The organism is Halohasta litchfieldiae, from assembly GCF_002788215.1.
Taxonomy (GTDB): Archaea; Halobacteriota; Halobacteria; order Halobacteriales; family Haloferacaceae; genus Halohasta; species Halohasta litchfieldiae.
This window is the reverse complement of record NZ_CP024845.1, coordinates 1,925,420-1,939,289: the sequence shown is the minus strand read 5'-3', so window position 1 is coordinate 1,939,289 and position 13,870 is coordinate 1,925,420. Positions and strand designations below refer to the sequence as shown.

The window sequence follows — 13,870 nt, the reverse complement described above, 5'->3', positions numbered from 1 at the left end:
CAGTCGCACGTCAACGAGGATTCCTGAAGTGAGGTGACTGAGATGAAAGATCCAGAGTCCAGAACCATCTTTGCTGGCGTCGATGGACGTACAGACACCGAGCTACCCGAGTGGTACCGAGAGCGTCACGGGAATGCAGACCCCGTGACCTTCGCCGAGGCGGTCCGTGATCTTCCGCAGGCTATCGAGACGACCGTGGCGTACCAAAACCCGTACACAGACGAGTGGGTCGAGACAGAGCGGTTCAACACGCTCGTCGAGCCGAGTCGAGCTCGGGAGCAGGCCCGAGATGAGGACGCAGAGACGGACCCGTTGTTCCACGTTCCGACAGACAGTTACGCGATCATCAACCCAGTCGACGTCTACGGCCCGCTGGAGGAGGTCCTCCGCGAGGAAACCATCGACGGGACGCCGCTGGGCGAGGTGATGTTCGGCGAGATTCGGCGCTACCGGGGCGGCGGCGAGGTCCACATGGACATCATGTTCGATGGCCTCGAGGTGCGCCTTCCTGGCCGGTCGGACCCGATCACGATGGGCGTCACGTCGGGCTACGACTTCTTCGGCGAGCACGCCGTCTACGTGGAGGGGTTCGCTCAGGATGGCTATTGCTCGAATACGATGCGCTCGCTCACCGACAAAGAGGTCATCAAACACGTCGGCGACGTGCGGAACTTCCGGACCTGGTGGGAGGAGCTCCTCGCACAGGTCGAACTCGTCGCCGACGACCTCTTCGAGTTCATCCGGGACGCGCAGGACATCGACCTCGACTTCTCGGAGCTCCCGTTCACCGTCACGGAGTTCTATACCCTGTTGGGCTTCCCGGACTACCTAGCCGAGCGTGCCGCCGGCGATGCAGAAGCCAATGCGGCGTCTCCCTTCGAAATCGACATGTGGACGCTACATTCCGGTGCGACGTACGCGCTCACCCACTTCTTCCAGGGGAAAGAGGGGGCGTCCCTCGATCAGTACGTCCGCATTGCCAACGACATCCTATTCAACCCGGAAGGCACCATCGAGCGCGTCGAGCAGGCGTACGAGCAGGAGTTAGAGGCGGACGGGGACGACGGGTCGCAGGCGTCGCTGGCCGGCGAACGAGCGCTGGCGAGCATCGAGCGCGTCAGCGACGACCTGCAGGAGAAAGTCGAGCAGTTCGAAGAACGCGAGGACGCGCTGCGCGAGCGGTTCCAAGAAGCGATGGCCTGACGCTGCATAGGTGACGTAGTCGTCTGTTCTGTTTTTCTCGCCCTGGAGGGGTGGAGGGCTACCGAGATGGAACAGTCCACGATTAGCGACGGGAGTGACGACGAATTCCCACCTGAGAAGCGTCTTGAAGCACCGAATTACCGATTGATCAAGGCCGGTATCGCGACGATCCCGGATATGGAGACCCTCCAAGAGTGTGTTGCCTACGAGAACGCCCACCAGAATCGGACGCAGATCCTGCGCCGGCTCAAGTGGAAGGCCGAAGAGCTACGTGAGGACGAAGAGTAAGCCCTGTTCTTAACCAACACACTCCGCGTGAGTTCCCCGTATTGTTGGTTAACAGACTATGCCTCGGTTTTTCGGGCCCCTGAAAGGGTGCAGGGCAGCCAGCAGCGGCCTCGCGAGCCTAATCATGTCCCTCGAGCTGAGCTCCAGCGCCAGCACCGCCCGCGAAATCGCCGCCGCCAGACAAGCTGACTACGTGGCGTTTCTGCATCGAGCGCCCTTTGTCGTCGACGCTGTCGAACTCGGCTTCCTTCCCGGCTTTCGCGAGGACTGCGGGTACCAAGAGACGCAGTATCAGGACCTCAACCTTCCCGTAGGGATGCTCGACAATGATTTCCGGAATCCCGATCTGAAGCGGTTCGTCGACCGCTTTTTCGAGTACGAACCAGAGGTCGGGGTCATCGGGGACGTCGATGAAATCGACGATGTCGACGCCCACGTCGCTGCTGCTCGTGAGATCCAAGCGAGCTATCCCGAGGCCGAGCTCATCGTCGTCCCGAAGTCACAGGCGGTGATCGACGCGATCCCTGAGACCCTCGTCCTCGGGTATTCACGGGGATACGCCGACCGCCTGGCCCACGAGTTCTCCGACCCAGCCGATTGGAGAGGGCGGCGCGTCCACATCCTCGGTGGGAGTCCGCCAAAGCAGCTCGACGCCATTCGACAGTTGACCAGACCGACACTCACCGACGAGCCACCGGCCGACATCGTCGGCGTCGACTGGAACGGGCTGCATCGCGGCGCGCAGTTCGGTGAGTTCTGGACGGCCGACGGCTGGGACGACAGCGGTCGCGACGCCGACCACGTCACCGTGCGAAAGACGGTGCGTCACAGCCTCGCCCGCGTCCGTGAGTTTTGGAGGGCCCACGGAATCTGGCCCGAAACGACACCGCAAGACCAGGGGCTCAACGTCGAGTACGAGGGCCCGAGTCCTGCCGATCTTGAGGACGCCGCCTGTTCCGAGTGCGGGACGAACGTCTGGCGAACCCGCCGCGGCCCGTACGTCGCCGAGTACGATACCGGCGCCATCTGTGGATACTGCAGCTACGAGTGCTACTTCAGCCACCGTCACCGGAACAACCTGGAGGAGATCGCCGGCGAGCAGAGCGTCTACCGCCCGCCGACGTGACTTCGCGACCTGTTTTTCGTGCCCCCAGAGAGGGCGAGGGCTCCTTCGAAAGCTCTCAGAGGTGACTTCCAGTGAGTCAACAACAGAGTCCCGACACCGTCTCGATCGACGAGATCCCGGTCGATATCGACAACACGCAATCAGCGGAGGTCGATCCCGCCGACGTCCCCGACGAAATCGAATCCATCACCCGTGGGCTCGCCGGTGAGCAGCCGCCGACGAATCCGCTGGTCGTGCTGAAAGCGGCCCGGTGGTGGTACATTCACGGCAAGGGCGGCACGGATCCCGCCTTTCGATGGGCTATCGAGTGGGCGCGGCACCTCGCGACCGACACGCCCAGCGACGTTGAGCGCTTCGACGAGTTCCTCGAGTACCTCGTCACGGTCGGCTTCGCTGACGAACCCCACGAACTCCGGTAACCGCGAGAGCGGTTTTTTGTGCGCCCCAGAGGGGGTGCGGCGCGTCCTGAACAGACGCAGTCGCCGTGAACTTGATTCGGTGAACACAATGGCTACGACTAGTACCTCGTCGGTCTCCTTCGAGGAGACCGACACGCGAGACGACGAGATGAACAGTACGATCGAACAGTGGATCGACGAGCTCGTCGCCGGCGTCGACGACGCGCAGGCCAGCGAAGAGTTCCAGGAGTGGCTCGACGTCCAGAGTCGCTTCCACGACTACTCCTACCGGAATACGCTCCTCATCAAGCGCCAGTATCCAGAAGCGAGCCGGGTGGCGGGCTACCGGACGTGGCAGGAGGAGTTCGACCGCCACGTCACGGAGGGCGAGTCGGCCATCTGGATCTGGGCACCGATCATCACGAAACAGTGCCCGGAGTGCGAGAACTCGCCGAGCTACCACGAGAACAGTGACTGTGACTACGACGAGACACCGCCTGAAGAGTGGTCGAAGGGACTCGTTGGATTCAGACCCGCATCGGTGTTTGACATCTCCCAGACCGACGGTGAGCCGCTCCCCGACCTCGACACAGAGGCGACCGGGGACGCCGGCGACCTTGTTAGCCAATTGACCGACGCTGCTGACGAGATCGGCGTGACGGTGCGGATCGTTCCAGCCGAGGAGTGGACGCACGGGGAGGCGAAGGGTATCTGCGAGCAGCTGAGCCTCGTCGACGTCCAGCCGCTCGTCGAGGTGCGCGATCGGGAGAACGAGGCCGACCTCGCGCGGACGCTGATCCACGAGTACGCCCACGCCTTGCTCCACTTCGACGTCGACGACGACACCGAGCGGTCGAAACGCGAAGTCGAGGCCGAAGCCGTCGCGTACGTCGTCGGGCGCTACTGCGGACTCGACACCAGTGGGTCGGCATTCTACCTCGCAGCCTGGGAGTCGGACGATCCCGAGGTCGTTCGCGAGCGGCTTGGACGGATCAGTCGGACGGCAGAGGAACTCATCGACGTGCTCGAAGAGCCACCTGCTCGCTAAACTGGTTAACCAACAGATTGCTGGGATCTCCCTCTTTCGTTGGTTAAGTTTTCTGCGCCCGCAGAGGGGCGAAGGCGCATTCTCACCTCCGTCGAGAGCGTCTTAATTTCTGTCAAGGGCGTATTCCACGGGGCGCAGAAAACTACAGACAGCGGTGAGGACAGCCTAGGTACCGACACATCGTCGTTAGTGACCACAGCTGCGTGATGGCCACTCACGACTCACAGTCAGGCACCCGCCTCGGAGAAGTACTTCCACTCTGCTTGCCCGAACTATAAGCCACAGAGTCTCTAATTTTGAAGAGAGGGAGCAAAGCTGGGTCAGTCTCACCGACCGGACCAGCTCTAAAGCAGTGTCACACGCTCCCTCTCTCCCTCGAAGTAGCCCGTGAACTCGTGAGAATGACACCTGATGACCCAGAGACAGTCCGTGGCGACTGCTCGTTCTGCGGCGAGACAGTCACGGGTAGGCACGCAATCATCCACTATGAGACTGCTGGCGGTGACCCGTGCGTGTGGGCCGAATGTCCAAGCTGTGGCGAGATCGTTGACCCCACCAATGCTCAGTAAACAGTTCATTCAACAGATCGTCAGGCTTGACTCGTCATCGACAGCGCACCACGAGTGCCGTCACTGTGGATACAGCGTGGAGAAGGACGTCGCTGAATGTCCACAGTGTGGCTCTCACGAGATTGCGGCCTACGACCTGGAGTAATTGCTGAAGGGCTCACAGTTGGTGGAAGGAGTCCAATACCTTATGTAGCATCTGAGGGCTAAAGTGGCTCCAATTGTTACATAAGGCATGGAGCAGCCGTCACCACCCACCTCGCTCCCGAAGTATCTCGCGGAAGGGCTCCCAAAGCAGGATACAGAGACACTCTACGAGATACAGAGCTACGTTGAGTCACTCATCGAGTATCGCGACCAGTCAGTTGACGCCGACGAACTGCCCGAGGCTGCCGAGCCCGTCGACGAGCCCGATAGCGGGGACAACGGAACCGTCGTCAAAGAGAAAGTCACCTGTGGCGACGACAGTTGCAAGTGCACCAGCGGAGATCCCGCGGATATACACGGCCCGTATCTCTATCGCTATTATCGTGAAAATGGGACGATGAAATCGGAGTACATCGGGAAACCAAGAAGTGAGTAGCGGTGAGTCGGTCGACGTAACGAGGAGAACACGCCACGGTCGACGTCGACTAACGAGCATCTCGGGGAGAGATACGCTTTTCACTGTACGCACACCTAGATAACGGTATACGATGAACTGGGACAGTGAGCGAGAGATGGCGAAAGACGTCGAGGAGAACGAGGAACTGTACGAGGCGCTCGCAGACAACGACACCGACGACGACGAGTAATCAGCGATACTCTTCAGGAAGGACCTCGCCGAAGAACTGAAGCCAGACGCGATACAGTTCGTCTTTTTCATACAACCCGTCGAGATGGATGGGAGGTATCTCTCTTCGAACGTCGTGTGACTCAGCCCGTACCCGTTTGACCCGCTCCGTCGACCATTCTCCCGGTTCCATCCCGTTGTCACGGAGCAGCTTTCGCAATGTAACGATCGCAGTACGGTGGTTCGCATCCGGGAAGAAGTGTTTCCCTACGAGCGCGTGTATCCAGAGCGCGCACTGTTCGGGAAGCGGCCGATCAGTTGGGAACTCCTCGAGAACCCGTTCGAGATCGCCGTTTCTCACTCGCCAGATCTCCTTTCGCTGTTCAAGGAACGACTCGTCGTGTGGATTGTCGTAGTGATGGCCGTCTGCTCTCAGAAATTGCGTATTCCGGAATTTGAAGTTCTCCGGCTCGATCGACGAAAGATCCGTGATACGAGGGGCTGGATCCGTCGAGTCTGTCATTCGTTACACACCCCAACTCATTCGATCTACATTACTTGTGGGGGGGACATGCGTATCCGGTTCCTCATCAGCTATCTAGCCTCGCAGAAAACTGCGTTCAATAGTCGGAGATATCCGACTGAAGCAGATTGTTATCGTCGGCTGTCGACTGGATGATGTTCGCGAGCTCTTCAAAACGTGTCGTTTCGACGGGACATCAAGCTCGTATTCGTGATACCGACCAGCTGAGAGCCCCTCGTTCCGTTCATAGAGGTTGATCAGTCCGAGCATATTCATATCCGAGAGGTGGTCACGGACACGACGTTCACTCACGCTATCAGCGTCGAGACGGCCGCAGATCTTCACGTATCGCTCGTAGAGATCACGGGATAGAACAGGATCTCGTACACACCCCCAATTGTAAGTGTTCTACCGAGCGCCGACCCCCATATTGTAAGAGTTCACGGTCGCTACACACCCCCAATTGTAAGTGTTTGACTGGTGGTCCGCTCTCCAGATTGTAAGTGTATCTGGTGCTTACAGACCGAGCTTTGTCTGAATATCGCTACGTGTGTCAACCTCATACGTGTCTAGGAACTCCTCGGCGCTGTCACCGAAGAGATTTTCGAAGCGGTCCATATTGTAGAGCGTCTCGATGACAACTCGTGGCTCATCCACAATCGAATAAATATACGACCGCCCGCCACGACGACCGAGATTCACTTCTTCCGTTTCGAGAAGCCCAAACATATCAAGCGTGTCTAGATGATCCCGCACACGGGATTCAGAAAGCACATCGATATCGAGGCGATCGCAGAGATCCTTATAGAACGAATAGATGGTTTTGACTTTGGCGTCCGTACTCTGGTCGACATCAAGAAACGTCGTTGCAACCAACACAGTTTGCATTTGGACAGTCAGGCGATTGGTAACGATCCGCTCAGTATTCGCCCGGTCTACTTGCGAGCGGGCGATCCGAACGTGTTCTTCAACAACATGGTCAGCGTCCTCGTGACGAGCTATGTCGCCAGCAGTTTCCAAAAGATCAAGTCCCATTCGTGCATCACCCGTGTCTTGGGCGGTGAAAGCTGCGCACAAGGGAACAACGTCGTCACTAAGCACGTTCTCGTAGAAAACTAAATCTGCGTAGTAGTTCAAGATCGTTCGGAGTTCATTTGCGTCATACGGCGAGAACTGAATCTCTCGTTCGGTTAGTGTGGATTTGACCCGGGGCGAAAGGCTCTCACGGAATTTGAAATTATTACTAATGCCGATAATGCCTACCTTTGCGTGCTCAAGTTCGCCCATCGCATTCGCTCGAGGGAATTCATAGAGGAGCTCCTCATCTTCGCCGAGCTTGTCGATCTCGTCGAGGACAACAAGAATACTCCCCCCAAGTTCGTCGAGCGCGGTATAGATACGATCCCAGAGTGTATCTGGGTGATGACCTTGCTTGAACGTCTTTTCTGAGTAGAGTTCGTTGGCGAGGTGGGTGATGACTTTGTAGGTCGTATCTCGCTTATTACAGTTGATGCTAAAGACAGTAAGGTTCACCCCGGCCTCTATGGCGTCAGCCTCAAGATACTCAGTTACCTTATGAGTCGTTGCAGTTTTCCCGACGCCTGTCTGGCCGTAAATAAACACGTTAGGCGGCCCAAAGCCATCAAGTACGTCTTGTAAAGCCGCAGCAAACGTCTTGATCTCCTCGTCCCGTTCAAGGATCTCTTCAGGATGATATGCCTCTTCAAAGGGCTCCTTCGTCTGAAAGATATCGTTTGCACCCTTGAATGGCGAGTCCATATCACGTCGTGTTAGGCAACGTACTTGAAACCCCACCTTGTAAGTGTTGTAAGTGTTGTATCTGTTCCTATCTGTCTTCAACACCCCCACCCCGGATTGTAAGTGTTCCATGAGTCAAAACGGTAGGACCGGTTCTGCACGAATGTCAACCCACTGTCTTGTTGTCGGAACTACTTCTATCTGTATTATATTATATATGGTTATGGGTAGAGGTAGTATAGCAGGGTATAGTTAAAGCTAGAAATTTCACATAACTCGGCTCTTAAGCGTGTGTTTACACTTACAATTAGGGGTGTGTATATGGAGCTATTCACCCGGCTTTTATATAATACATCTCTGGGCAGTATGTCCCCCAGGGACCCTAACAGTCGTGAGAACACTTACAATCCGGGGTGGGTGGGGTCACACTTCGAGAGTAGTGTGAAGCAGACAAACCGTTGTAGGTGTGCGACCATTCGTGTCTAGTGTGTAGCTCCACAGAGAATGTTAATGCGGCACGGGATATCATTTCTCGTGGTCTGGTCGTCAACCCCATCGCTTGCGTTCCAAGAGTGTACGCATTGTAAGCGGTCAAATGTAAAGGGCTAATGGCGTGAAACCAGCTGATAGAGCTACTCATTTTTATGTATCCTGTATGATACTAGGTAGTCAGCGTTCGATACTCCCGATCCAATAGCGTACGCTATGGAAATTCGTAGCCACAGTTCGGACAGAAGGTTTCGTCGCCATCCAGCAGAGAGAGACACTCAACGCAGAGACGGTTGCTTGGATCGGTGGCAATATCCTCTAGGAAGTCCATCGCAGTCTGTGACGCAGCCCCTGGCCGATAGCCGTCAGCGTAGCCCGGCAGTGTTGAGGCCCATTGGACAGTTCCCTCATCATCGACTACCGCAACGTTTCCAGCGATATCGAGTTTCCTGTAGCGTTTGAACGCCTCTGACGGTGTCTGGTCGATAGTTTGGTTCAGAGCACGGTTGCGTTTAAGATCGCGCTCGTAGACCTCTTCGGGCGTCGAGTATCGTATTTCGCCTGGGAAGTCCGTGATCGGCCCGTGCTGCTCGTCGATCCGGTCGATCTCGACAGCGATGCCGTGCGTATCATACAGCGTTCGGAAGAGCCGTAGCGTATGGTCGTGCCATTCTCGGACGTCCGAATCAGCGTAGTAGCGGAGAATCATGTGTCCTGCTCAGTGTTTTCTGCGGCTGCGATGCGGTCCGAGAGGCTTTGGGCGAGCCACTCGTTGGCGAGTTCGCTCGCATAATCAACCATCTGTTGATGGCTCATCCCCTCGGTTTCGAATGATTTGTAAACGTGCCATTGTTCCGCGCCTGGATCAAAGACAATCACATGTGTCTTCGCTTCCATATCCAGCAGGAACGCTTCGATCGTGCCAGGGGATGATCCCGGAAAACCCATAGCTCCGCGAATTTTTGGGTTGTCGTTTTCGCCAATCTGCTTCACGATGTCGTCGGTAATGGGTTGGCTCGGAAGCGACGAGAGAAACGAAGGTGAGGTTTTTGGACCATCGATCATATGCGACGATTCGTGGAGAAATATCTTGAATCCGTGGACTCAATCGTATCTTCGTGTCTTATCTCCGTCGTCGAAACCGAGAAGTGACTTTCACCCTCTGATGACGAATTGATCGATAATCTCTGTGAGCAACCTCAGACATTTAGCATCCGACTGTCTCAGTACGAATATGTCGTTTCGGGTCAGCTGGCACAATCTCCTTGAGCGGTTGGATGAGCTCCCGGAAGGAGCCACGTTCCGAACCCCACTCTCGAACGACCGGTTTCAGATCACTGGCGTCCAGGAACACCGTGTCATCATCAGGTTCACAGACAGCGGTGAGTCGCGACCTCTTCTAAAAGATCAGTTCGAGACGCTATATCGGCGGGTCTCTGACTCTCACGACGGATTTGACCTCGACCGACTCCCACCCGATGCGGATCCATACCCGACGGTGTTGAGTCTCCATCCACGATTCGAGGTGAACGACGACCGAGGTGTGATTATCGAGACCGAAGAGCCAACCACCTCACTGTTACTTGATGAGGACCCTTCCTCTGTGCCTGATCCTGCTCTCGACGAACGAGCGGTGCCAGATCTCGACGTCTACGCGGATGCGCTCTTGCTTGTCGACGCGCTTGAACGCCACGAGGTGGAGGCGCTCGAAGATGTCGAGACAGGGACGCTCATCGACCTGTATACCTTGCTCTCGGATGTCCAACGGGATGCCGACGATCTCCGCAAGGAAATTGCTGACACGCTCTTAGACCGACTCCATCACGACCGCCCTGTCTCGGGATCATACGGCTCGGTCCAGCGGACTGCTCGGACGAATCGCTCGCTCAAAGATGACGACGAAGTGCTGGACACGCTCCAATCAGCTGGGATCGACCGTGACCGGGTGGTGAGCGTTGACCGCGGGAAAGTTGACGATGCCCTCGAGGTGACTGATGTTGCTGAAAGCGATGTCTACGAGACTGAAGAAACCGAGTACGTTCGGAAAGCCGAGGTGGACGAAGATCGAAAGGAGACACGGCTCCAGGGCCTCAAAGACCAGCTCGCGGCGAGCGATTCCGACGGCGTCGACCAGCTTCGCGATGAAGTCGAAGAGCTCGAATTGCGGATCGAGGAACTGACTGAGTTCAAGTCTGGACAGTCGTATCACACGCCATCGAGATCGGACCGGTGAGCTGGTCCAGTGACGTGACGATGGGGGACACGTTACGGTTGACGTCGGCCCTGACGTGGGTGTTCCCGCTACCGACCAAGAGTATCAACCCAGTTGGACGACCAGTTTTCTCACGTACTGCTCACAATCGTCTGCTGAACTCTACTTGATATCACAGTGAACGGATTCGAGTCTGAAAGAAAGATCTAAGCCATATACAGAATGGAAAATGGGATATGGCGCAGTTGTCTGCGTATTCCAAGGATCTGTACGAGCTGGTCGCCGCGCTCGACGACCGTGGAGTCCTCCGACCCGGTGAACGCGAAGCATGGGAGGAAGGAATCGACGATGCCGACGAGATAAGCGAGCTGAGAACAATCGAGGAAGCGCTCCACAAAGCGATGCTTGATCGCGAGGGTGTCAACGAGGTCGTCAGCAAGCACACAGCAGAGCGGACGCAGGCGTTTGTCTAACGGTCAACGCGAGTACCTCGAGGCTCTCCAGCACAGATGGTTTATCCGTCTGATGTGAGAATCGATGGTATGGGTGACCCGGATTCTCCAACCGTCTCGGTATCTCTCTCTGGTCCCACGGATATTCCAGCAGTTCTGAATCGGGCTAGCATCGATTACGTTAGTGTCCATGATCGCCGAGTCCTTGCTATCTATCAGACGGCGATTTTCAATGTGACAACAGATCCGGCTCAGATATCGAACGCACAAACACTCACGATCGAATGCTGGGAGACGCCGATACAATCCCACGCTGATGACCGGTCGAAACAAGAGCTTGTTCAAGACTTCACTGACGTATTTGACTCTGTTGAGGGCAATTGAGAGCATCACCTCGATAGCTCGACCCGATTAGCGCAATAATCCGGAGCATAGAAGACTACTAGCCAAGAGCAATAGAGTTGATGTCGACACGCCTCAATTGCGTCCGACAGTGGATCACTCGATCAAGCTAGCCGACTACCCAGACCACTCATTACCTCTAGCGATTGTTGACTACTATTCGCTTTTAGTTGGGTTCAGATCAATATAGTGGACGTCCGTTATATTATAAACCTGCAAAACGTGGGTGAATGTAATGACATATGAAAATCTTGATGGCGAACTGGTGAACGCTCTGCTCGGAGACGGTCGCGCCAGTCTCCGAAGTCTGGGGGAGGAACTCGACGTTTCTGTAACGACTGTCTCTAATCATCTTCGTGATCTCGAGGACGAAGGCGCAGTGCGAGGATACACACCAATCGTCGATTACAACAAGTTGGGTTATGACGTAACGGCCGTCCTTCAGCTCAAAGTCGAGGGGCACGCACTCCCGGAGGTTACTGAGAAACTTCGGCAAAAAGACCAGATAGTGAGCGTGTATGAAGTCACCGGCGATGCTGACATCATCGCAGTCGGGAAATTCACCGACACCGATGATATGAACGATCAGATCAAATCCATCCTCACTGACGCGGACATACGGGAGTCGAACACGAATGTCGTACTAAATGCGGTCACTGAAAACGAACAGTTCGAACTCGACGTCGAAGAGTAACGGGCCATCCGCCTTTGGCTACAGGTGAATGATCTCCCTGTGCGACCGACTGGTCACCATGTCGACTTTGGGGGCTTCTATCTGAGGAAACTCAGCCTGTAGCGGTGGCCGTCGCTGTGTCGGTGCCGAAGCTGATGCGGGATGGACATCGGGATTCTGCTAGGACACGACACGCTGTACAGAGGCGGTTACAGTCCTAGTCCAAGCCGTTCACAAAGCCTTGGGACCACTCAAGAACCGGGCGATGTTAGCTCCTTCCGGGCCAGAATATGCCCTCACCGACGATCTTCAGCCGTTACGTGACTTCGCTCAGGCGGTCGTCACACACGAACACCGAACCAGGGTTCGAACAATCGCTCCAAGTGCCACGATAGAGTGGTGCGACCCAACCCGCGCACTCGTCCGGGTGCAAACCGCAGACGACACTGACGCACTCCAGCGCGCTCCCGAGTGGGACATGACCGGGTTAGCAGCATTCCACACGTATGACCTGCAATTCTTCCTTGCAGGGGAGCCGGCATTCTGGTACGCGCCAGATGACCAACTCACTCCTGCAGATATCGTCTGTCACACACTCGTTCTTGAGGCGGGGTCACGGCGAGTGAGTTACGCGATGCTTCTCATCGAACAGGAACAGATCAGCGAAGCCGAGTTGATCGAGACCGCAATGTGGTACGGCATCGAGGAGGAAATTGAACGAATGTACCGGTTCATCAAAGGGAACTTCGACGCCACAGACGACGGGGAACCAAGTATTCCGAACAGTCGGGAATACGCCGCGTTGAAAGACCAGTACGGGGTCGCCTGACATGACCGTATTTACTGGCGGCGAAGCGATCACGGAGTTTCTCGCTGAGTTTGACGGATGGCTTTCAGAACCAGTTGCCGTGTACCTATTGGGTGGGTCTGCGATGACGGTCCACGGACTCAAAGACCAGACCGAAGACATCGACCTCGCGCTCGCCGTCACTACCGAATTCGAGCACGTTCAGCAGACGCTTCAACAGCACGGCTTCGAGGTGATTGACGAACCAACCGAATCATTCGACGGAGTCGGGAAAACAATCGAACTACGTCACCCGGATCGAGGCCTCCGGGTTGACCTGTTCGAACGGCAAGTCGTCGGAAAGGTGTGGATCACGACACGAATGCGTGACCGAGCAGATGAATTCTGGACCGGTGAGCACGTGACCGCGTACGTACTTGCTGACGAAGACATGTTCTTGCTGAAAGCAGTGTCCGGTGGTGACTTGGGAAGTGGAAGACAGCGAGATATCGAAGACATGCGAATGTACGCGCAACGCGGCCTGACGTACGAAGCAATCATCGAAGAGATAGAGGAACAACGCCCGTTCAATACGAGTTCGACTGAGGCACGCCACATCCGCGACCGATCCCACCCGTTGTTCGCTATCGAAACCGCAGTCCAATCGCTCTCTGGTCTCCCAACATCGTTCACAACGCGTATCAGTTCGCTCGCAACCGAATTTGAGACTGAGTACTTCGTACTGGGCGCGATTGACGATGGCCTACACGATGACGCGTCTATTCGAGAGTCTGTGCTCTCGAACGTGCGGGCGCTTTCAGATGATGATCAGCAAGCTGTCTCAGAGGCAATTGACCGGCTCATCGAGAAACAAATCCTTGAACGAGGCAGTGACAGTGACTCTCCCCGTCTGAAACTCGCGGAGTAGGGTGGCAGTCACTCGCCGGGTTTCGTTGACAGCTTCCTGGATAAACGGGGCGGCCCCCGGATACTTGTCGGCGAGTGTCTCAGTCATTGGGGGTTGTGTGCTGCTGGGCTTTTTGATTCCGTGAGACACACTGATCATCATTGTAGGAGGGTGTCATAGAAAGCGTCACACACGAAGACGCAGGATGTTGGAACTGTGTCTACGAGCGCCAGCATCCTGCAAGAGGAGACTTCTATCGACGAGTT

General features: G+C 56.1%; 15 protein-coding genes and 2 pseudogenes. 12 read left to right on the top strand and 5 right to left on the bottom strand.

Annotated elements, in window-relative coordinates:
- Positions 1 to 42 precede the first annotated feature (42 nt).
- The 7 genes from HALTADL_RS09805 to HALTADL_RS09780 all read left to right on the top strand — a co-directional run bounded on the left by HALTADL_RS09805 (position 43) and on the right by HALTADL_RS09780 (position 5,212).
- Entirely contained in the window at positions 43 to 1,203 is a 1,161-nt protein-coding gene (locus HALTADL_RS09805) for a hypothetical protein (protein WP_089673405.1), read from the top strand.
- 66 nt (positions 1,204 to 1,269) lie between these two features.
- Entirely contained in the window at positions 1,270 to 1,491 is a 222-nt protein-coding gene (locus HALTADL_RS09800; RefSeq protein ID WP_058984724.1) for a hypothetical protein, read from the top strand.
- A 124-nt stretch (positions 1,492 to 1,615) separates the two neighbouring features.
- On the top strand, positions 1,616 to 2,617 hold the full coding sequence (locus HALTADL_RS09795; protein ID WP_089673404.1) for a DUF6610 family protein: 1,002 nt from the start codon (positions 1,616 to 1,618) through the stop codon (positions 2,615 to 2,617).
- 71 nt (positions 2,618 to 2,688) lie between these two features.
- The gene (locus HALTADL_RS09790) at positions 2,689 to 3,036 is read left to right on the top strand and encodes a hypothetical protein (protein ID WP_089673403.1); all 348 of its coding nucleotides are present in this window, start codon (positions 2,689 to 2,691) and stop codon (positions 3,034 to 3,036) included.
- An 88-nt stretch (positions 3,037 to 3,124) separates the two neighbouring features.
- Positions 3,125 to 4,063 (top strand): M78 family metallopeptidase domain-containing protein, encoded by a 939-nt coding sequence (locus HALTADL_RS09785; protein ID WP_009488247.1) that lies wholly within the window; start codon positions 3,125 to 3,127, stop codon positions 4,061 to 4,063.
- 401 nt (positions 4,064 to 4,464) lie between these two features.
- Positions 4,465 to 4,632, top strand: a complete 168-nt coding sequence (locus HALTADL_RS18100) for a DUF7837 family putative zinc-binding protein (protein ID WP_449271728.1) — start codon at positions 4,465 to 4,467, stop codon at positions 4,630 to 4,632.
- A gap of 232 nt (positions 4,633 to 4,864) precedes the next feature.
- Complete coding sequence (locus HALTADL_RS09780; RefSeq protein ID WP_009488246.1) at positions 4,865 to 5,212, top strand: DUF6788 family protein; 348 nt, start codon at positions 4,865 to 4,867, stop codon at positions 5,210 to 5,212.
- A 211-nt stretch (positions 5,213 to 5,423) separates the two neighbouring features.
- Here the strand turns inward: HALTADL_RS09780 and HALTADL_RS09775 are convergent, their stop codons facing one another.
- The 5 genes and pseudogenes from HALTADL_RS09775 to HALTADL_RS09755 form a co-directional block, all read right to left on the bottom strand.
- The gene (locus HALTADL_RS09775) at positions 5,424 to 5,924 is read right to left on the bottom strand and encodes a hypothetical protein (protein ID WP_009488244.1); all 501 of its coding nucleotides are present in this window, start codon (positions 5,922 to 5,924) and stop codon (positions 5,424 to 5,426) included.
- A 97-nt stretch (positions 5,925 to 6,021) separates the two neighbouring features.
- Positions 6,022 to 6,302, bottom strand: a pseudogene (locus HALTADL_RS09770) (cell division control protein Cdc6); the annotation flags it as partial.
- A 138-nt stretch (positions 6,303 to 6,440) separates the two neighbouring features.
- Positions 6,441 to 7,703, bottom strand: a complete 1,263-nt coding sequence (locus HALTADL_RS09765; RefSeq protein ID WP_089673413.1) for a Cdc6/Cdc18 family protein — start codon at positions 7,701 to 7,703, stop codon at positions 6,441 to 6,443.
- A gap of 682 nt (positions 7,704 to 8,385) precedes the next feature.
- Positions 8,386 to 8,880: a zinc ribbon domain-containing protein gene (locus tag HALTADL_RS09760; protein ID WP_009488240.1), complete on the bottom strand. Its 495-nt coding sequence runs from the start codon at positions 8,878 to 8,880 to the stop codon at positions 8,386 to 8,388.
- Entirely contained in the window at positions 8,877 to 9,236 is a 360-nt protein-coding gene (locus HALTADL_RS09755) for a hypothetical protein (protein ID WP_009488239.1), read from the bottom strand. The genes HALTADL_RS09760 and HALTADL_RS09755 overlap by 4 nt, the downstream gene beginning before the upstream one ends.
- Positions 9,237 to 9,405: 169 nt before the next feature.
- On the opposite strand from HALTADL_RS09755, the gene HALTADL_RS09750 reads away from it, so the two are divergent.
- The 5 genes and pseudogenes from HALTADL_RS09750 (at position 9,406) to HALTADL_RS09725 (ending at position 13,625) form a co-directional block, all read left to right on the top strand.
- A complete protein-coding gene (locus HALTADL_RS09750; RefSeq protein ID WP_009488238.1) occupies positions 9,406 to 10,404 on the top strand; it encodes a hypothetical protein in 999 nt (332 codons plus the stop codon).
- Positions 10,405 to 10,619: 215 nt separating this feature from the next.
- A complete protein-coding gene (locus HALTADL_RS09745; RefSeq protein ID WP_009488237.1) occupies positions 10,620 to 10,856 on the top strand; it encodes a hypothetical protein in 237 nt (78 codons plus the stop codon).
- A gap of 616 nt (positions 10,857 to 11,472) precedes the next feature.
- Entirely contained in the window at positions 11,473 to 11,931 is a 459-nt protein-coding gene (gene lrp, locus HALTADL_RS09735) for an HTH-type transcriptional regulator Lrp (RefSeq protein ID WP_089673401.1), read from the top strand.
- A 202-nt stretch (positions 11,932 to 12,133) separates the two neighbouring features.
- Positions 12,134 to 12,739: pseudogene (locus HALTADL_RS09730) on the top strand (MarR family transcriptional regulator); the annotation flags it as partial.
- A 1-nt stretch (position 12,740) separates the two neighbouring features.
- Positions 12,741 to 13,625, top strand: coding sequence for a hypothetical protein (locus HALTADL_RS09725; protein ID WP_089673399.1), 885 nt, complete (start codon positions 12,741 to 12,743; stop codon positions 13,623 to 13,625).
- The last annotated feature ends 245 nt before the right edge of the window (positions 13,626 to 13,870 follow it).

Bases quoted from the DNA above. Each gene is read 5' to 3' on its own strand.
- lrp (WP_089673401.1), top strand. From the start codon at position 11,473: ATGACATATGAAAATCTTGATGGCGAACTGGTGAACGCTCTGCTCGGA.
- HALTADL_RS09775 (WP_009488244.1), bottom strand. From the start codon at position 5,924: ATGACAGACTCGACGGATCCAGCCCCTCGTATCACGGATCTTTCGTCG.
- HALTADL_RS09780 (WP_009488246.1), top strand. From the start codon at position 4,865: ATGGAGCAGCCGTCACCACCCACCTCGCTCCCGAAGTATCTCGCGGAA.
- HALTADL_RS09725 (WP_089673399.1), top strand. From the start codon at position 12,741: ATGACCGTATTTACTGGCGGCGAAGCGATCACGGAGTTTCTCGCTGAG.
- HALTADL_RS09765 (WP_089673413.1), bottom strand. From the start codon at position 7,703: ATGGACTCGCCATTCAAGGGTGCAAACGATATCTTTCAGACGAAGGAG.
- HALTADL_RS09785 (WP_009488247.1), top strand. From the start codon at position 3,125: ATGGCTACGACTAGTACCTCGTCGGTCTCCTTCGAGGAGACCGACACG.
- HALTADL_RS09760 (WP_009488240.1), bottom strand. From the start codon at position 8,880: ATGATTCTCCGCTACTACGCTGATTCGGACGTCCGAGAATGGCACGAC.
- HALTADL_RS09755 (WP_009488239.1), bottom strand. From the start codon at position 9,236: ATGATCGATGGTCCAAAAACCTCACCTTCGTTTCTCTCGTCGCTTCCG.
- HALTADL_RS09750 (WP_009488238.1), top strand. From the start codon at position 9,406: ATGTCGTTTCGGGTCAGCTGGCACAATCTCCTTGAGCGGTTGGATGAG.
- HALTADL_RS18100 (WP_449271728.1), top strand. From the start codon at position 4,465: ATGACACCTGATGACCCAGAGACAGTCCGTGGCGACTGCTCGTTCTGC.
- HALTADL_RS09795 (WP_089673404.1), top strand. From the start codon at position 1,616: ATGTCCCTCGAGCTGAGCTCCAGCGCCAGCACCGCCCGCGAAATCGCC.
- HALTADL_RS09800 (WP_058984724.1), top strand. From the start codon at position 1,270: ATGGAACAGTCCACGATTAGCGACGGGAGTGACGACGAATTCCCACCT.
- HALTADL_RS09805 (WP_089673405.1), top strand. From the start codon at position 43: ATGAAAGATCCAGAGTCCAGAACCATCTTTGCTGGCGTCGATGGACGT.
- HALTADL_RS09745 (WP_009488237.1), top strand. From the start codon at position 10,620: ATGGCGCAGTTGTCTGCGTATTCCAAGGATCTGTACGAGCTGGTCGCC.